Below are 17,801 nucleotides of genomic sequence, written 5' to 3' on the forward strand. Positions count from 1 at the left end.
CAAATTAAAAAAAGCAAGCAAGGTAGAATAAATTAGGTTTTTTTGACTAAAACGCGTATAATTCGCGCCCGTTAATATTCAACCTTTTATTTAAATTATTGGAGCACAAAGATGGCTTTAGAGCGTACTTTTTCAATCGTAAAACCTGATGCAGTTGCTAAAAACCACATCGGCGCAATCTACAACCGTTTCGAAACTGCAGGTCTTAAAATCGTTGCAGCTAAAATGGTTCACCTTTCACAAGAGAAAGCTGAAGGTTTCTACGCTGAGCACAGCGAGCGTCCTTTCTTTGGTGCTTTAGTATCTTTCATGACTTCTGGCCCAGTAATGGTTACCGTTCTTGAAGGCGAAAACGCTGTTCTTAAAAACCGTGAAATCATGGGTGCTACTAATCCAGCTGAAGCACTAGCGGGTACTTTACGTGCAGACTACGCTGATAGCATCGACGAAAATGCGGTTCACGGTTCTGACGCTGTTGAATCTGCTGCTCGCGAAATCGCGTACTTCTTCGCTGACGAAGAACTTTGCCCACGTACTCGTTAATTCGAGTTCACAGCTAACCCTGTGATGCAAAGTATGAAAAGGGCTTTCGAGCCCTTTTTTAGTCATTACGTAAAGTATTAACCGTTTATTTATGATGTTTTACTTAATGATTATAGTGGATGAATTGTGTACAATTCGCCCTTGTAAATTTTTACCATCACCGCCACCGATTGAGGTTGTTACATGACCGAGCAAAAAAAGATTAACTTATTAGATTTAAACCGAGATGCAATGCGAGAGTTATTTGTATCATTCGGTGAAAAGCCATTTCGTGGCGATCAGGTGATGAAATGGATTTATCATTTTGGCGTAGATAATTTCGACGAAATGAGCAACGTAAACAAAAAGCTAAAAGAAAAGCTTAAAAATGAATGCGAAATTGTTGCACCTGAAATTTCAGTTCGCCAGCAAGCCAGCGACGGTACAATTAAATATGCACTCGTACTTGAGGGCGGCCAAGAAGTTGAAGCTGTTTGGATCCCAGAAAAAGATCGCGCCACATTATGTGTATCGTCTCAAGTGGGCTGTGCACTGGAATGTACTTTTTGCTCAACGGCACAACAAGGCTTTAACCGTAACTTAAAAGTGTCTGAAATTATTGGCCAAGTATGGCGTGTAGCCAAAGACATTGGCCTTGATGGAAACAGCGAAAAGCGCCCTGTCACTAACGTTGTAATGATGGGTATGGGCGAGCCGCTACTTAATGTTAAAAACGTAGTCCCGGCGATGGAGCTGATGATGGACGACTGGGGCTTTGGTTTATCTAAGCGCCGCGTCACATTAAGTACCTCAGGTGTGGTACCTGCCCTTGATTTATTAAAAGAAAAAATAGACGTTGCACTGGCTATTTCGCTTCACGCACCTGATAACGCCCTGCGTGATATTTTAGTACCGATCAATAAAAAATACCCAATTGAAGAATTTTTAGCGGCCTGTCGTCGTTACATTGACGGTTCAAAAGCCAATAAAGATGTCACCATTGAATACGTTATGCTTAATGGCGTAAACGACAGTACCGACCAAGCACATGAACTGGTTAAAACGCTAAAAGGTACGCCATCTAAGGTAAACCTCATTCCGTTTAACCCATTCCCAGGTAATGAGTATACGCGTTCAAGCAACAGCCGAATTGACCGTTTTTCAAAGGTATTACAAGCTGCGGGGATTACCTGTATTGTTCGTCGTACACGAGGGGACGACATTGACGCTGCCTGTGGTCAGTTAGCTGGCGATGTGGTTGATAGAACAAAACGTATGGCTAAAAAGAAAATGCGTGATGACAATGCAATTGCAGTAAATATTCACCAAGCCTAACTAAGTAACTCTGTGCCTTTGTGATAAATTGTTTATTTTTAAATAAATGATGCAACACAAAGGCTTTGAGGTAAGATAGAGGCTATGGAAATAAATAAAGAGACAAGGTAATGCGATCTTTACTTGCTTTAGCACTATCAACACTACTTTTAAGCGGTTGTGTGACTGAAAATAGTTACAACGGCAGTGACAAACCCGTCGTCGAAAATAAAATAAACAACGCAGGCGCAGCACGTACCCGCATTGCTTTGGCATTACAATATTTAAACACCGGTAATAATTCCCAAGCAAAATACAACCTTGAGCGTGCGAGCGAATATGCACCAAATCTTCCCGAAGTTCATTATTCTTTAGCCTATTACTACCAACAAGTTGGCGAAAATGCATTAGCCGACAAAGCCTATCAAAAAGCGTTGGCGATTAAGCCTGACGATCCGAACACCCTAAATAACTACGGTACGTTTTTATGTAGTATTGATGAGTATGATCGCGCGACCGATCAATTTTTAAAAGCGATTGAAATTCCTAGCTATATTCGTGTAGCACAAAGCTATGAAAATTTAGCCTTATGCGCCATTGAATTTAATGACTTTACCAATGCAGAAAGCTACTTTCAACAAGCGCTAAACCACAGCTCGCAACGCGCTTCTACATTAATAAGCTTAGCGGCTTTGTATTACGCCAAAAGTGACTTATATAAAGCCAGTACTTTAATAAAACGTTATGACGATACTGCACAGGTTTCTTCGCGAGCATTGTTACTCGGCTACTTGGTTAAACAACGCATGGGTAGAATAGAAGATGCTGAAAAAATTGCAGCTACCATTTTGCAAACGTACCCAAATAGTGTTCAAGCTAACGCCATTCGTGACAACCAATTAAGGCAAACAGAGTTTGAAGTGCTGCGAGAAAAGTACCGTCAAGCACAACTTGATGAATTGCAAGAAAGCAGTAATAACAATCAAATTATTGTGGAGCCAAAAATAAAAATTATTCGTAAAAAAAGCCCAACATCTGCTGTAAACTCTGATGATTCAGTAAAGTAAGCTGCATAAAATACAACAGAGACACAAATACCTTTTTAAATTAGTATAAATAAGAGTAAAAACGAGTGTATCGCTTGATATCGCTCGTTTTACTGTAAACCAATTTAGCATTTCAGTGTAATTCAATGCTAAACTGCTATATGTTAGGTGCATTAAAGGGCTTTAAAAATAAAAACAGCAAAAATTTTAAAAGGGCGATACTAACGTTTTTATAAAACCGCAGCTGATGATACCCTTTAAAAGCGTGCATTCTAGTAGCAAGAATAAACGAACACTAAAAAATAAAAACAAAGTCTTACTCTGGTTATTAAGCCAAAACATTAACTTTTACTCGTGGATCCAGACTCATACATATTATGAATGAAGATAATACACAACCGCAGAGCGACGAACCCTCTGTAGGACAAATACTAAAATCGCATAGAGAAAATGCAAATATCAGCATTGCTGAAATCGCCTCGCTATTAAAGCTAACAGAATCACAAGTTGAGCATATTGAAAGCGACGAGTATCATTTACTCGGTGCAAAAACGTTCGTTAAAGGCTATATAAAAAACTACTGCCGCACACTAAACATTGATAGCACAGCTATCTTAGCGATGCTGCCGGCTTTTAGCACATCAGATAAACCGGTCGATATGCAAAGCTTTTCAAGGCGCACAGAAAAAGAAGCCCATGACAGCCGACTTATGACCGTAAGTTACTTAATTTTAGCTATCGTTATTGGTTCTTCTGCAGTGTGGTGGTGGCAAAATGCAATGCCTATTGATGAACAAACTAAAACTATTAATGCTAATAACTCGCTCATAACTCAACAACAAGAAAACACCAAGCTGTTAGCTGAAGCCGCCGACGAGGCACTATTAAATGACATTGAATCTACAGAAGAAGTAGATTCTGCATTACAAAATGAACAACAAACAATTCAAGCTGCGCCAGTTAATAATGCACAGAGCACCAGTGAGCCAAAAAACAGTGATTTAAGCACCATTTTTATGATGTTTAACGATGAGAGCTGGGTAGAAATTCACGATGCCAATGATGAAAAAATTGCTTTTGGTGTAAAAAAAGCAGGCTACGAAATGACCCTAACCGGAGTAGCGCCTTTTTCAGTGGTATTAGGCAAGCATGATGTTGTTCGTATTACCCTAAATGGTGAGCCAGTTGATATTTCGGCCTTTCCTAAAAACCGTTTAGCTAAATTTAAATTACCCTTAGCAGAGTAGTCGCTATGTTTTCAGAATCTCCTATAAAACGCAGAAAATCCACACGCATAAATGTGGGTAATGTTCCTATTGGTGATGGTGCACCTATTGCCGTGCAGTCGATGACCAACACAGATACGATGGACGTTGATGCCACTGTAGCCCAAATTCAAGCTATTCAAGATGCCGGTGCAGATATTGTTCGCGTGTCAGTACCGACCATGGATGCCGCTGAGGCATTTAAAAGTATTAAAGAGCAAGTGTCGATACCCCTTGTCGCCGATATCCACTTTGACTATCGCATTGCATTAAAAGTAGCAAAATACGGTGTTGATTGTTTGCGTATCAACCCAGGCAACATTGGCAGTGAAGAGCGTATTAGAGCGGTAGTTGATTCAGCGCGTGAGCATAATATTCCTATTCGAATAGGGGTAAATGGCGGTTCACTTGAGCGCGATTTACAAGAAAAATACGGCGAACCCACTCCAGAAGCCCTATTAGAATCGGCTATGCGCCACGTAGATATATTACGCCGCTTAGACTTTGATCAATTTAAAATTTCAGTAAAAGCATCAGACGTATTTTTAGCGGTAGGCGCGTATCGCTTGCTCGCTAAAGAAATCGACCAACCACTGCATTTAGGAATAACTGAAGCTGGCGGCATGCGCTCTGGCTCTGTTAAATCGGCCGTTGGTTTAGGGATGTTATTAGCAGAAGGCATTGGTGATACGCTGCGCGTATCTCTCGCTGCAGACCCAGTACAAGAAATAAAAGTTGGCTTTGATATATTAAAATCACTGCGTATTCGCTCGCGCGGGATTAACTTTATTGCTTGCCCAAGCTGTTCACGCCAAGAGTTTGATGTGGTGAGCACCATGAACCAACTTGAAGAACGTTTAGAAGACATTATTGAACCGGTTTCAGTGTCTGTAATTGGCTGTGTTGTTAACGGCCCAGGCGAAGCGCTAGTCAGTGATATTGGCCTTGCCGGTGCAAACCGTCGCTCAGGCTTATACATAAATGGCGAACGCCAAAAAGCCCGTATTGATAACAATAATATTGTTGATCAGCTCGAAGGCTATGTGCGCGATTTTATCGAGCAAAAGCAGCAACAAACACCAATCGATATAAAAATCGTAGAGTGATTTAAACGCCAGCAATATGCATTCAATTGACTTTTTTAGTAGCGGCATTCACAGCGCAGTACAAATTACATACACACCGCTATACTCGCAATTACCTTGTAGTTAGGGTTATAATGCGCGGTCGATTTTTTTAGTTTTACGTGGTTGCAGTCTAAGACTGCACATAAACAGATTTAGGATTTATCAGTGGCAAAACAAATTCAGGCAGTTCGCGGTATGAACGATTGCCTGCCAGGCGATACGCAAGTTTGGCAGAAAGTAGAGCACATTTTACGCGAGACCGTATCATCGTTTGGTTATCAAGAAATTCGTTTTCCAATTGTAGAATCAACCGACCTATTTAAACGCTCTATTGGTGAAGTAACCGATATTGTAGAAAAAGAAATGTACACCTTTGCCGATCGTAACGGTGATAATTTAACTCTGCGCCCTGAGGGTACCGCGGTGTGTGTACGTGCAGGTAACGAAAATGGCCTGTTATACAATCAAGAACAACGCCTTTGGTACATGGGCCCTATGTTTCGCCATGAACGCCCACAAAAAGGTCGTTACCGTCAATTTCACCAATTTGGTTTAGAAACCTTTGGTATTGCCAGCGCCGATATAGACGCTGAAGTTATATTACTCACGGCGCAACTTTGGGAAGCATTTGGCATAAGCGATCATGTACGCTTAGAGCTTAACTCATTAGGCTCAAATGAAGCTCGCGCGCAGTACCGTGATGCCTTAATTGCCTTCTTAGAACAACATACCGATGTACTAGATGAAGACTCTAAGCGTCGTATGTACTCTAACCCGCTGCGCGTTTTGGATACTAAAAACCCAGATATACAGGCAATATTAGTGGATGCGCCAAAATTATCTGAACATTTAGATACTGAATCAAAAGAACATTTTGAAAATTTATGTGAACGATTAGATGCCGCAGGCGTCAAATACACGGTTAATGAAAAGCTAGTTCGTGGCTTAGATTATTACAACCGTACTGTATTTGAATGGGTAACCGATAGCTTAGGTGCACAGGGTACAGTATGTGCCGGTGGTCGTTATGATGGCTTAGTTGAGCAATTAGGCGGTAAATCAACCCCAGCAGTTGGTTTTGCGATGGGATTAGAGCGCCTAGTTTTATTGCTTCAAGCACTTGAATGTGTAGGTGACATACGCCGTAGTGCTGATGTATATTTAGCAGCCATGGGCGACAAAGCCAGCATTCAAGCGCCTATTATTGCATCTACGTTACGTCGTGACGTACCTGGATTACGCGTTATGGTGCATGCTGGCGGTGGTAACTTTAAAAAACAATTAAAACGTGCTGATAAAAGCGATGCATTAGTCGCGGTTATTATCGGTGAAGATGAATTAGAGCAAGGCGTTGTGACCATAAAGTATTTACGTGAGCGTAAAGAACAAGTCACATTAGAACTAGAACAAGCTAAAGCGCTACTTGCAGAACTAATTAATAGTTAAAATTACATAAAGCGCAGCGAGTAAAGCGCTTTAATAGAGGTAAGCATGGAAATTTATTCAACTGAAGAACAACAAGCAGAAGCGATTAAACGCTTTTTTCGTGAAAACGGCCTATCACTTGCTTTAGGTGTAATTGTTGGCTTAGGTGGTTTGTACGGTTGGAAGGCCTACAACCAAAACCAAATAACAACAGCAGAGCAAGCATCTGATGCTTACACTAAGCTTGTTGAAAGTGATGACGTATTAGCCTCTGCTGATGCCTTCATCAGTGAAAATAAAGACACTCAGTACGCAACTTTAGCGGCATTTGTTGCTGCAAAAGAAGCGGTAGATGCACAAAAATTAGATGTAGCGAATGAAAAGCTAAGCTGGATTGTATCAAATGTCGATAACGCGCAGCTAAAAGCCATTGCCACTACGCGTTTAGCGCGTGTGCAAATTGCTCAACAACAATACGATGATGCATTAACTACATTAAATTCACCATTGCCAGAGGCATTTAATGCAAATGTTGCTGAGTTAAAAGGCGATATTTACACTCAGCAAGGCAATAAAGAACAAGCACGCGTAGCCTACCAAGCTGCGGTTGATGCCGGTGGATTAACCAGCAATCCTCTATTACAAATTAAGTTAGATGACCTAGCAGTAACTAGCCCAGCGGCATAAGGTTTTAGGCATGAGAAAAATAACAACAGCAACGCTCGCCCTTTGTATGGCAACACTTATGGGCTGTTCATCAAGTGATGATGAAGAAGAACTGGTACTTCCTGAAATAGCCAATCAGTTTGAAACAGAAGTTGTTTGGCAAGAATCAATAGGTAGCGGTGTAGAGCATTACTTCTCACGCCTATCACCAGCTGTTTATAAAGATACTGTCTATGTAGCGAGTCGCGAAGGCCAAGTAGAAGCGTTATCACTTGCCAATGGTGATACGCTTTGGGAAACCGATGTTCGTCATGATTTATCGTTTTGGCCTTGGAGCGATAACGATAGTGCAAAATTATCAGGCGGAATATTACAAGCTTATGGTAAAATCTATTTAGGTTCAGAACATGGCTATGTCATTGCCCTTGATCGTGAGACAGGTAAAGAGGTATGGCGTAAAAAAGTGCCCGGCGAATCACTGTCTAAACCTGCTGCAGGCGATGGTTTAGTGTTTGTTAATTTAGCATCAGGTAAGTTACTGGCCCTGCATCCTGATACGGGTGAAGAGCGCTGGAGTTTTGAGCAAGAAGTGCCAGCACTTACCTTACGCGGTCAAAGTTCACCAACCGTCGCTAATGGTGGTGTGTTGGTTGGCCTTGAAACAGGTAAGCTCAGTGTTTTAATTTCTGAGAGCGGCTACTCAGCGTGGAGCGCAGAAATTGCAGTAGCAAAAGGCGCATCAGAGTTTGAGCGTTTAGTTGATGTTGATACACAACCACTTATTAGTGGCCCGTTTGCTTATGCGATTGCATACAATGGGAACTTATCAGCAGTTGATATTCGTTCTGGTAATGTTGTATGGAAACGTGAATACAGCAGCTACCGTGAAATTGCCATGGATTTGCAAACAATTTACGTTGTTGATAGTAACGGCGTTGTTTATGCACTTGATAAAGATTCAGGCATTGAACGTTGGAGCCAACCCGCTCTTCGTGGCTGGTACTTAACAGGCCCAGCGGTTGCCGGTAATTATTTAGCGTTAGGTGACCAAGAAGGCAATTTGCATTGGTTAAATAAAGACACTGGCGAGCTAGTATCTCGTGAAGACTTTGACAGCTCAGGTTTTTTTGTTGAGCCTGTTGTTGCTGACGATAAGTTGATTTTATACACCCGTGATGGTGAAGTTAGCGCGGTAAAAATACCGAACTAACTGTCTACTATTAGTGTAAGGCACTAATAGTTAATTATTTTTTGTAAGGCTTCGCACTGCGAAGCCTTTTGTTGTTTTTTAAAGAGGTAGTTTATGCTTCCCGTGATCGCTCTTGTAGGGCGACCCAATGTGGGCAAATCCACATTATTTAACCGTTTAACACGTACTCGTGATGCACTCGTTGCCGACTTTCCTGGCTTAACGCGTGATAGAAAATATGGCCAAGCAAATTACGACGGCTTTGAATTTATCGTGGTAGATACGGGTGGTATTGATGGCTCAGAAGAAGGTATCGAAACCGAAATGGCTGATCAGTCATTACTAGCCATTGAAGAAGCGGATATTGTTTTATTTTTAGTTGATGCCCGCGTGGGTATGACAGTGGCTGACCAAGCTATTGCTAACCACTTACGTAAGCAAGAGAAAAAGTGCTTTGTGGTAGCCAATAAAACAGACGGCATTGATGCTGACTCGAACTGTGCTGAGTTTTATCAACTTTCACTTGGTGAAGTTCATCATATCGCTGCCGCTCATGGTCGTGGTATTACTTTACTGCTTGAGCAAACACTTCAGCCAGTTATTGCTGAACTTGCCGCACTTGATGAAGATGTAGCCGATGACGATGAAGAACTTATCGACTTATATCAAGAAGGTGAAGAAGATGACACCGATCACCAAGCGTTTGCCGACAAGCCGGTAAAGCTGGCTATTATTGGTCGTCCTAACGTTGGTAAGTCAACCCTTACTAACCGTATACTGGGTGAAGATCGCGTTATTGTATACGATATGCCAGGTACAACGCGCGACTCTATCTATATTCCGATGACCCGTAATGATAAAGAATATATTCTTATCGATACAGCCGGTGTGCGTAAACGCAAAAAAGTAAGTGACGTGGTTGAGAAGTTCTCAGTCATTAAAACACTACAAGCAATCGAAGATTGTAACGTTGTGCTATTAGTGGTTGATGCCCGCGATGGTATTTCAGATCAAGATTTAAGCTTATTAGGCTTTGCCCTTAACTCAGGGCGCTCATTGGTTATTGCCGTGAACAAGTGGGATGGCCTAGATAACTACGTTAAAGATCGTATTAAAACTGAGCTTGATCGTCGCTTAGGCTTTATTGATTTTGCCCGCTTGCACTTTATCTCTGCGCTACATGGTACGGGTGTTGGTCATTTATTTGAATCAGTTGACGAAGCGTATGAGTCGGCAACTAAACGTATAAGCACCGCTATGTTACGTCGTATCATGGATATGGCACAAGCAGATCACCAGCCACCGCTTGTTCGCGGTCGTCGTGTTAAGCTTAAATATGCGCATGCTGGAGGTTATAACCCACCGCGTATCGTCATTCATGGTAACCAAGTTCATGATTTACCTGATAGCTACAAACGCTACCTAATGAACTACTACCGTAAAGCACTTAAGATTATGGGTACGCCAATCAAAATTGAATTTAGAGAAGGCGATAACCCATTTGCAGGGCGTACTAATAAAGTAACCCTGTCGCAAAAACGTAAAATTCGTGCGTTTAGTAAAGAAAACCGCAATAAGTCATAACGATTTTGATTAAGTCAGTTTAATAAAACGGCGTACTTTATAGTACGCCGTTTTTTATGATTCAAAATTAATTAATGCTAATTGCACCAGCCGTTCAACTGTGGTGCCTTGAACATTTTTAGGCGCTTTGGGGTAATATTTTGATTTTGGCGGCTTAATAGTTATAAACCCATGATTGGTGGCCATTTCATGGGCTAGCAGTTTTCGTTCTTTGGGTGTTAAATGGTTTTCGTGTATTTTGCTTAATTCGCCACTATCAAGCCATATTCCTGCACAGCTTGGGCATTCATCTATTTCAACTGCTTTTAGCGGTGAAAAATACCTACGCATCATCACTATGCTTGGGCATTTAGGGCAATTTACTCGCATTGCGACTTCACCCTCACCTTCGGCATAATTACTCAAATACTTAAGTAAAACCTGACCATGTTTTAACTCTGGCGAGCTAAATTTAAAAATTTGGCTGTTATCGAAAAAAACGCCGCCTAACGACGATGTATAAACAGTGATACCGCCAACTAATATAGGCTCCAATGGTGTATTTGTTCGAGGGCACAACATTTTCAAAAATCCTTTTTATTTTAATACCTAAAGTTAAATAGTTATTCTAACGCTTTGTGTATCAGGCCAATTAATGGTGTGTGACCTGCCAATACAAACTCATGTGCATTATCTGACATTTTTTTCCAAGTACAGCGAGTAATCCCAATCCATTTTTCTTCATCATAATCGGATTTCGAACCTGCAAAGCTAAGCATGAAATGCTCAATAAATATTTGGGTGTTGGCTATTCGCCTTATCGGTTAGCAAAATACGTTATTAAATATCGCCACCCCAATATGTTTTATTTTAAACACCAGTAAAACAATAAGCTAGACTGCTGTTAAAAACCAACGCATTAATTGAGTGAACTTGTTATTATCATAAAATCAGCGCGCATAAATAATAATTAAAATTTTAAAAAGTGAAATTCAACATGCTAAAAAAAACAATTTTAGCTATTGCCTTAGCAGCCACCTCGCTGCCAAGCTTAGCCGACAGTAACAGCGATTTAAAAACCATTATTGATAACCACTGGCAAAACGCCAAAGCTGAGAAAATATTTTTTAGAACTGATCCTGATGGTTGGAAGCCCAACGGCCCCCTACCCGATTGGAGCGAGCAAGCCATTGCGAAGCGCCAAGCTTACAACAACAGCGTACTAAAAAACTTAGCCAGCATTGATCCTAAAACGCTCAATAGCGAGCAGTTAATGAACTACCGCTTGTTTAAATATGAGCGAGAAACCGAGCAGCAAAGCTACCTTTACCAAGATAAATACTTTCCGGTTAATTTTTTAAGTGGCTGGCATACTTACTTTGCAGAAGCGCCGGCTAACATGGCCTTTTTAACCGCCGAGGATTACGATGCCTTTTTAGTGAGCCTTGGTGATTACCCGCGCTTTAATCAGCAAAACATTAATTTACTGAAGCAAGGCATTCAAACTGGTTTTACCCACTACTGCGAAACGTTTAAAAATTATGGCCAAAGTATTAGCGCCCATATAGTTAAACAACCTGAGAATAGCGCCTTATATGAGCCATTTACTCGCATCCCTAATACATTTACTGCAGCGCAAAAAGAAACTTACCAAAATAAAGCTAAAGCGTTAATTGCCTCAAAAGTCGTGCCTGCTTACGAGCACTTTTACGACTTTTTTGAAAACGAGTATATGCCACATTGTAGAGCGCAGCCCGGTATTGCAAGCATCAAAGGGGGCCTTGATTATTACAAATATACAGTAAATTATTACACCACAACAAATGCGACCCCCAAGCAAATCCATGAGCTTGGCCTTAAAGAAGTGGCACGCATCAAAGCGCAAATGCAAAGTATTATTGATGAAGTTAGCTTTGATGGCAGCTATAGCGAGTTTTTAGAATTTTTGGCAACCGATGAGCAATTTTACGCAACCGATCCCCAAGACTTGCTCGAAAAGACCGCTTTTATAACCCAAAAAATGTATGGCAAACTCCCCACTTACTTTGGCCATTTGCCGCGTAACACCTTTACTATAAAAGGCTCAGCGAGTCGCGGTGCGTTTTATATGCCACCTGCTGATAACCGCTCACCGGGGACTTACTTTTTAGCCTCAACTCCAAAGCTACAGCCTTTATATAATTTAGAAGCACTTAGTCTGCACGAAGCCATACCTGGGCATCATTTACAAAACGCCATTGCAATGGAATTAGACGTTCCTAAATTTAGACGCACACTTAGTCACTCTGCTTTTGGCGAAGGCTGGGCACTTTATACAGAGCGTTTAGGTAAAGAAGCGGGCTTTTACCAAAGCCCATACAGTGACTTTGGCCGTTTAGGCTACGAAATGTGGCGCGCTGTGCGCTTAGTGGTTGATACCGGTATTCATGCCTTTGGCTGGAGCCGCCAAAAGGCGATTGATTATTTGGCTGATCATACCGCTTTGCCACAAAGCGCAGTGGAAGATCAAATAGACCGCTATATTTCTTGGCCAGGCCAAGCGCTTTCATACAAAATGGGCGAAATTAAAATACGCGAACTACGTGCCAAAGCAGAAAAACAGCTAGGCGCAAAATTTGATATTCGCAGCTTCCACGATACCGTTATTGGTCAAGGTTCACTCCCTATGGCGGTACTTGAAGATGTAATTAATGACTGGATAGCACAGCAAAAATCAGCTATTTAAAATAAAGTTAGAAAAAAATGAGTGGCGGTATTGTTGCCGCCTCTTTTTAAAGCCCTATTAAACACCTCAAAACTAATCCCTACCCACTTTTGCTTCGTAAAGTTAATGATTTTAAAAACCAGAGCTTAAGTATGAAAAAACGTATTCTGTATTGGCTGCAAAATGATTTGCGCATTGATGACAACCCCATACTCAATGATTTATCACAACAACAATGTGAACTTGATATCGTATTTGTGATCAATCCTGCTTGGTTTAAAAGCAATAACCATCAACAAAAACCCTATGGTGTACATAAACATCGCTTTCTAATGCAAAGCCTATACGAGCTACAGGAGTCTGTTTTAGGGCTTGGCCAAACCTTGCATATTTTAGAAGGCGATCCGGTAAGGGTATTAACACAGCGTATTAATGAGCTTGGCATTGATGAAGTTGTTTATAGCGAGCAAATAGGCGTTTATGAGCAACGCCAAATTACCGCGCTTAAATCGAAATGCGCTACTGTGGTATTTAAATCTGTGATGCAAGATACCTTATATCAACAGCAACAACTGCCCTTTGAACTTGCTGATTTACCAACCGGCTTTACCCCTTTTAGAAAAAAAATCGAAGCCACTGGTATCAGTTTATCCGCAGTGCCGTTCTCAGCAAAAAGACTTCCACCGCCTATTATTTTATGTGCTAAACAGCCTATATCAGAGCCGCCAACAGGAAACCCTTTACTCCAAGGTGGACACAAAGCCGGCCTTGCGCATTGTCTACAGTACTTTTCATCAGCTTTACCAAGCAGCTATAAAATCACCCGTAATGAGCTGGATGGCTTTGATAAATCAACTAAATTTAGTAGCTGGCTGGCTTTTGGTTGTATTAGTGCCAAGCAAATTTTTTGTGCAGTAGATGCTTATGAAGCGCAGCATGGGGGAAATGAATCAACTTACTGGATCAAGTTTGAATTACTCTGGCGTGAGTATTTTAAGTGGCATGCAGTTAATGTGAAGCATCAGTTATTTACTTTTAAAGGTAAAAAACAAAGCCCGCCACTTACAACCTTTAGTCCAAATCGATTTGCAAAATGGTGCCAAGGCAGTACCCCTTATCCGCTGGTTAACGCTATTATGAAAGAGCTTAACGCAACGGGCTTTATCACTAACCGTTCACGACAAATTGCAGCCAGCTGTTTGGTCAACGAACTACAACTAGACTGGCGCTATGGCGCTGCTTACTTTGAACAACAACTTATTGATTACGATGTAGCCGCTAATTGGGGCAACTGGCAATATATTGCTGGGGTTGGGGTCGATCCGCGCGGTGGGCGACACTTTAATTTGGCAAAACAAACCCAGCAATACGACCCACACGGTGAATATATTGCCAAATGGCAAGGGAATGAGCACTGCGATGCACAGTTAGATGACTTAGACGCCGCCGACTGGCCTGTGTAATAATAAAACCTCGAACATAATACTGGCTATAAGCCCAAGGTCAAATCTTGGGCGAGAGTGCCGCTGGGTTTTTCTACTACGCGGTTAATTTCAACCCCGTTATGCTTAATAATAAAAGTGGGGGTATATTGTAAGTCATGCGCTAGCGCAATACCTGCCTCATCACGTTTGTCATAACCTACAGTAACAAAGGTTATTTTCGAAAGTTCAACCTTAGACTCATCAAGTAACTTTATTAATCGAGGTACTTCGCGAGCACTGTCATGACACCAGCTACCTAAAAGCACTAACAGCTCTTTACCTGCTAATTTTTGCATCAATGCAACGTCTTGCAATGTGGGCGAAAATGCTTGGTATTGCTTAGCAAATTTATCGTGTTCGCTTAGTAAACGCTTAGCAGTCATAGCGTCTGAGTGTGGTTTGAGCGTTGCATTCACTGCCAGTGGTAGAGTCAAAATAAAGAGTAAAATTAATTGTTTTAACATAATCTTATACTTAAATAGCATTTTAGCTACTATACCCATAATCGAACTGAAGTGAATAAAATTTATTTACTTTTATCCATAAAATCATTCACTTGCGATAAAACCGCTAAGTACTCACGTTTGGCTTCTTTGTTTTGTTCTAATTTATCTAAATCACCGATTAACGTCACTAATTGCGTATGTGAATAACTCGATGTTGTTCTAAACTCATTCGTCGCCCCCACACCACTGAGTCGTTTTCTTTCATCCATACGATGACTATCTTCATTTTTCTCGAGCCAAATATCGTTAATAAGACGAATATTGCTCTCACTGGTGGTTGTTTCTTTTAATTCCTTTTTTAGCTCGTATTGAGATATTTCGGGATTAAACTGATACACTTTTTTATCTACATCCACCTCATGAGCCTGATCAACGCCAACCAATTCGTTATTTTTTACAGCCGTGCCAATAGTGTAATTTTCTTGTTTATCATAATAATCAGGGGGGATGTCAGAGCGGTTACCTTCTTCATAATTAAAGCGGGTGCTCGCCGCTTTATCTTGAGTAACCCCAGTTAATCCTGCTGACTTTTGGTGTTCTGTATTTTGACTCAGCTTTGTGGTGCTTGTTGCTATGTAATCACCTTGATCCATTGCAAAAGAAAATTTCGCATCAAAATCAGCTAACTTAGAAATCCCGTCACCTAGGGAATTTTTATCACTACTTCCTAGTCCTTGATAACGTGGATCACGGGTGATCATATTGTCAACCAAATCAGCTACTAGCTCGCGTCCGTTAGTAAACTGCTGTGTAGCTACTGACTCTATTTGACTATAGCGCTCAGCGGCTGATGACATACTACTAAACGCACTTTTAAATACAGCCAACCCTTGTTTCATTACTTCATCACTTTTTTGGCCAAACGCCGAACGTGTACTTTTCTCAGAGCTATTGAGCTGGCTATCTTCTAAACTTTTATCAAGCGCTTTTATGTATTGCTGCATTTGGCTTTTGTCTTGAGCGCCAATGGTTGACATATCAAGCGAAAAATCAATATTGTTTTGTCCGTTTACCGATTCGAACTCCAGTATTTGCTGCTCAGAATCTTCATCAAGGGTATAGCTTAAATTAAGCTCATTATCTGTTCCGAGCATCGCTCCATCAGCATCGACAGTATTTCCCTCTGACGTTGAAAAATACAAATCAAAACCCGAAAGCTGTTTATTATCAAAATTGCTTAAAAAGCTTAAATCTAAATCAGTTTGGTTTGCGGGTACGTAACGACTGTAAGCGCTTTGTTTAGCCTTAAAAAATTCATCCGCCATTTCACCAACACCAGAAAGTACTTGCGTTAATGCTTGGTGTTCAGTCTCAGATAAGTCGCCATCTACTTCATAACTTACGCTAAATTCGTCAGTGGTTTCTCCTGTTTCCTCATCATAACCTTGCGCAGAATGAAAGGCGATATTGATAACATCACCTTCTTTGGTTTTTACCGAAAGCTCAAACCCATAGTTAACATCGTCTTCAAATCGCTCGCGATTAAAGCTTTCCATGAAAGGATTAAGTGAGCGTTCAACACGCTGTTGGCTAGATGCTAAAAACGTTTTTTGATTGAACCCAAGCTGCCCCAAGTTTGATAAAATATCGCTAGTGTTAGCATAAGCGCCTTGAATATTTTTTACCGAGCTGTTTAAACGCTCAATTAACTGATCACTACTTTCATTTTTTAATAGGCCCTCTTGCTGAGAGCTGATAACCGTTCGCAGCGCAACCTCTTCACTGGAGAGCTTATAATTTGAGCCACTGGGTGCGCTGGAAATCGTGAGTAACGAGGATAATTGCTGATTAAGTATTTGATCGACTTGTTGGTCACTAAACTGACTGAGCATTTCATCAGTGATTGTTGCCGTGCTTGGCGCTAAGTGAGCTCTCGATTGTAAGCCTGTGGACACATTGCTGTGGTTTGAATTATTGACTGATTGGGCAAGCAACGCATTTAGGTTAGCATAATTGCCTTGTAGTTTATTAACCATGATTATCCTTAATCTTCAGTACAATTAAGTACTTTGTCGGCCATCTAATTAAAACCTTTAATTCTTTTTTTATTATTCAAGCATAAAATATTTTAATAAAAACGTTAGTTTAAAAGTAATTAACACGTTTTGGCGAGCAATGATTTGAGTATATCAGGTACAAATTTGCGCTGTGCGGTAATGGCATAAAAGTGCTCAAATGCATCAGGTAAACGTTGGTATTCAACTAATAGGCCTTGTTCTATTTCATCTTTTACGACGACTGAGGGCAATACCGATAGTGCACCACTATCACGAGCAAGTAATCGCAGCATAGCCATATCATCAGCCTCTGCTTTTATTTTTGGCTGATATTGCCAGCGGGCACACAAAGCATTAAATGAGTCTCTAATCGCGGAGGTTTTACTGGGTAGCACCCATTGTGCATCTGTGTAACCGGTAGGAAATTGACCGCGTGTTTTTTTATCTGCAGGGCCCACTATGGCTAATGGCTGGCGAGATACCAACTGGCTTTGCCATAGTTGATCGTAATGCTCAAGCCCGATTGGTTTATTAGTTAAAACTAGATCCAGTTCGTGCTCTGCCAAACCATTTAACAGCCCATCCATACGCCCTGCAGTAAGCGAAAAGCGTACTTCGTCGTTACTCATTAAAGGGTTTATAAATTCCTCGATAAAGTTACGAGAGAGCGTATTAAGCACCCCGATTGATAAATGCTGAGTTTGGGAAATCATCCCTTTATGAATAAAAGACGACAGTTCTTCGCCCTTAGTGAATATATCGTTAGCGTACATTTGCACCCGCTTTCCCATATCGGTTAACGCCAAGGTACGTCCTTTACGTTCAAATAACTCAATATTAATGGTGTGCTCTAGCTGTTTAATTTGAGTGGAGAGCGCTGACTGCGATAAATGCAGCTCTTTAGCGGCTTGGGTTAAGTTACCAATTCGGGCAACAGACCAAAAATAATACAAGTGATGGTAGTTCAAACGGCTCATTATAGTTCTCTTTTAT

14 protein-coding genes and 2 pseudogenes are annotated in these 17,801 nt (G+C 41.1%); 11 read left to right on the top strand and 5 right to left on the bottom strand.

Going from position 1 to position 17,801, the window contains the following annotated elements:
* Positions 1-111 precede the first annotated feature (111 nt).
* The 9 genes and pseudogenes from ndk to der all read left to right on the top strand — a co-directional run bounded on the left by ndk (position 112) and on the right by der (position 10,138).
* Positions 112-543 (top strand): nucleoside-diphosphate kinase, encoded by a 432-nt coding sequence (ndk, locus tag QL986_RS03465; RefSeq protein ID WP_008111339.1) that lies wholly within the window; start codon positions 112-114, stop codon positions 541-543.
* A 183-nt stretch (positions 544-726) separates the two neighbouring features.
* Positions 727-1,857 carry a bifunctional tRNA (adenosine(37)-C2)-methyltransferase TrmG/ribosomal RNA large subunit methyltransferase RlmN gene (locus tag QL986_RS03470; RefSeq protein WP_010389431.1) on the top strand — a complete coding sequence of 377 codons (1,131 nt, stop codon included), beginning with the start codon at positions 727-729 and terminating at the stop codon, positions 1,855-1,857.
* 110 nt (positions 1,858-1,967) lie between these two features.
* A pseudogene (pilW, locus tag QL986_RS03475) lies at positions 1,968-2,867 on the top strand (type IV pilus biogenesis/stability protein PilW); the annotation flags it as partial.
* Between the two features lie 392 nt (positions 2,868-3,259).
* Positions 3,260-4,129: a RodZ domain-containing protein gene (locus tag QL986_RS03480; RefSeq protein WP_013462931.1), complete on the top strand. Its 870-nt coding sequence runs from the start codon at positions 3,260-3,262 to the stop codon at positions 4,127-4,129.
* Positions 4,130-4,134: 5 nt separating this feature from the next.
* A complete protein-coding gene (ispG, locus tag QL986_RS03485) occupies positions 4,135-5,253 on the top strand; it encodes a flavodoxin-dependent (E)-4-hydroxy-3-methylbut-2-enyl-diphosphate synthase (RefSeq protein ID WP_013462930.1) in 1,119 nt (372 codons plus the stop codon).
* Positions 5,254-5,439: 186 nt separating this feature from the next.
* Positions 5,440-6,720 carry a histidine--tRNA ligase gene (gene hisS, locus QL986_RS03490; RefSeq protein WP_033103002.1) on the top strand — a complete coding sequence of 427 codons (1,281 nt, stop codon included), beginning with the start codon at positions 5,440-5,442 and terminating at the stop codon, positions 6,718-6,720.
* Positions 6,721-6,765: 45 nt separating this feature from the next.
* The gene (locus tag QL986_RS03495) at positions 6,766-7,386 is read left to right on the top strand and encodes a tetratricopeptide repeat protein (RefSeq protein ID WP_028834270.1); all 621 of its coding nucleotides are present in this window, start codon (positions 6,766-6,768) and stop codon (positions 7,384-7,386) included.
* A 10-nt stretch (positions 7,387-7,396) separates the two neighbouring features.
* Positions 7,397-8,575 carry an outer membrane protein assembly factor BamB gene (bamB, locus tag QL986_RS03500; RefSeq protein ID WP_028834271.1) on the top strand — a complete coding sequence of 393 codons (1,179 nt, stop codon included), beginning with the start codon at positions 7,397-7,399 and terminating at the stop codon, positions 8,573-8,575.
* A gap of 93 nt (positions 8,576-8,668) precedes the next feature.
* Positions 8,669-10,138 carry a ribosome biogenesis GTPase Der gene (der, locus tag QL986_RS03505; protein ID WP_010389444.1) on the top strand — a complete coding sequence of 490 codons (1,470 nt, stop codon included), beginning with the start codon at positions 8,669-8,671 and terminating at the stop codon, positions 10,136-10,138.
* A 54-nt stretch (positions 10,139-10,192) separates the two neighbouring features.
* Here der and QL986_RS03510 read toward each other — a convergent pair whose 3' ends face one another.
* Positions 10,193-10,699 carry a zf-TFIIB domain-containing protein gene (locus tag QL986_RS03510; protein WP_058155741.1) on the bottom strand — a complete coding sequence of 169 codons (507 nt, stop codon included), beginning with the start codon at positions 10,697-10,699 and terminating at the stop codon, positions 10,193-10,195.
* A 41-nt stretch (positions 10,700-10,740) separates the two neighbouring features.
* A pseudogene (locus QL986_RS03515) lies at positions 10,741-10,914 on the bottom strand (DUF4202 domain-containing protein); the annotation flags it as partial.
* A gap of 200 nt (positions 10,915-11,114) precedes the next feature.
* Here QL986_RS03515 and QL986_RS03520 point away from each other — a divergent pair.
* Together QL986_RS03520 and QL986_RS03525 are read left to right on the top strand one after the other, a co-directional pair.
* Positions 11,115-12,842, top strand: a complete 1,728-nt coding sequence (locus QL986_RS03520; protein ID WP_290191186.1) for a DUF885 domain-containing protein — start codon at positions 11,115-11,117, stop codon at positions 12,840-12,842.
* Between the two features lie 131 nt (positions 12,843-12,973).
* Positions 12,974-14,284, top strand: a complete 1,311-nt coding sequence (locus QL986_RS03525) for a DASH family cryptochrome (protein ID WP_290191187.1) — start codon at positions 12,974-12,976, stop codon at positions 14,282-14,284.
* 26 nt (positions 14,285-14,310) lie between these two features.
* On the opposite strand, the gene QL986_RS03530 is transcribed toward QL986_RS03525, so the two are convergent.
* The 3 genes from QL986_RS03530 to QL986_RS03540 all read right to left on the bottom strand — a co-directional run bounded on the left by QL986_RS03530 (position 14,311) and on the right by QL986_RS03540 (position 17,785).
* Entirely contained in the window at positions 14,311-14,769 is a 459-nt protein-coding gene (locus QL986_RS03530; protein WP_290191188.1) for a thioredoxin family protein, read from the bottom strand.
* A 62-nt stretch (positions 14,770-14,831) separates the two neighbouring features.
* Complete coding sequence (locus QL986_RS03535) at positions 14,832-16,787, bottom strand: hypothetical protein (protein WP_290191189.1); 1,956 nt, start codon at positions 16,785-16,787, stop codon at positions 14,832-14,834.
* 119 nt (positions 16,788-16,906) lie between these two features.
* Positions 16,907-17,785 (bottom strand): LysR family transcriptional regulator, encoded by an 879-nt coding sequence (locus tag QL986_RS03540; protein ID WP_028834276.1) that lies wholly within the window; start codon positions 17,783-17,785, stop codon positions 16,907-16,909.
* Positions 17,786-17,801 lie beyond the last annotated feature (16 nt).

The sequence above is a fragment of the Pseudoalteromonas sp. APC 3250 genome (assembly GCF_030407915.1).
GTDB classification, from domain to species: domain Bacteria; phylum Pseudomonadota; class Gammaproteobacteria; order Enterobacterales; family Alteromonadaceae; genus Pseudoalteromonas; species Pseudoalteromonas tetraodonis.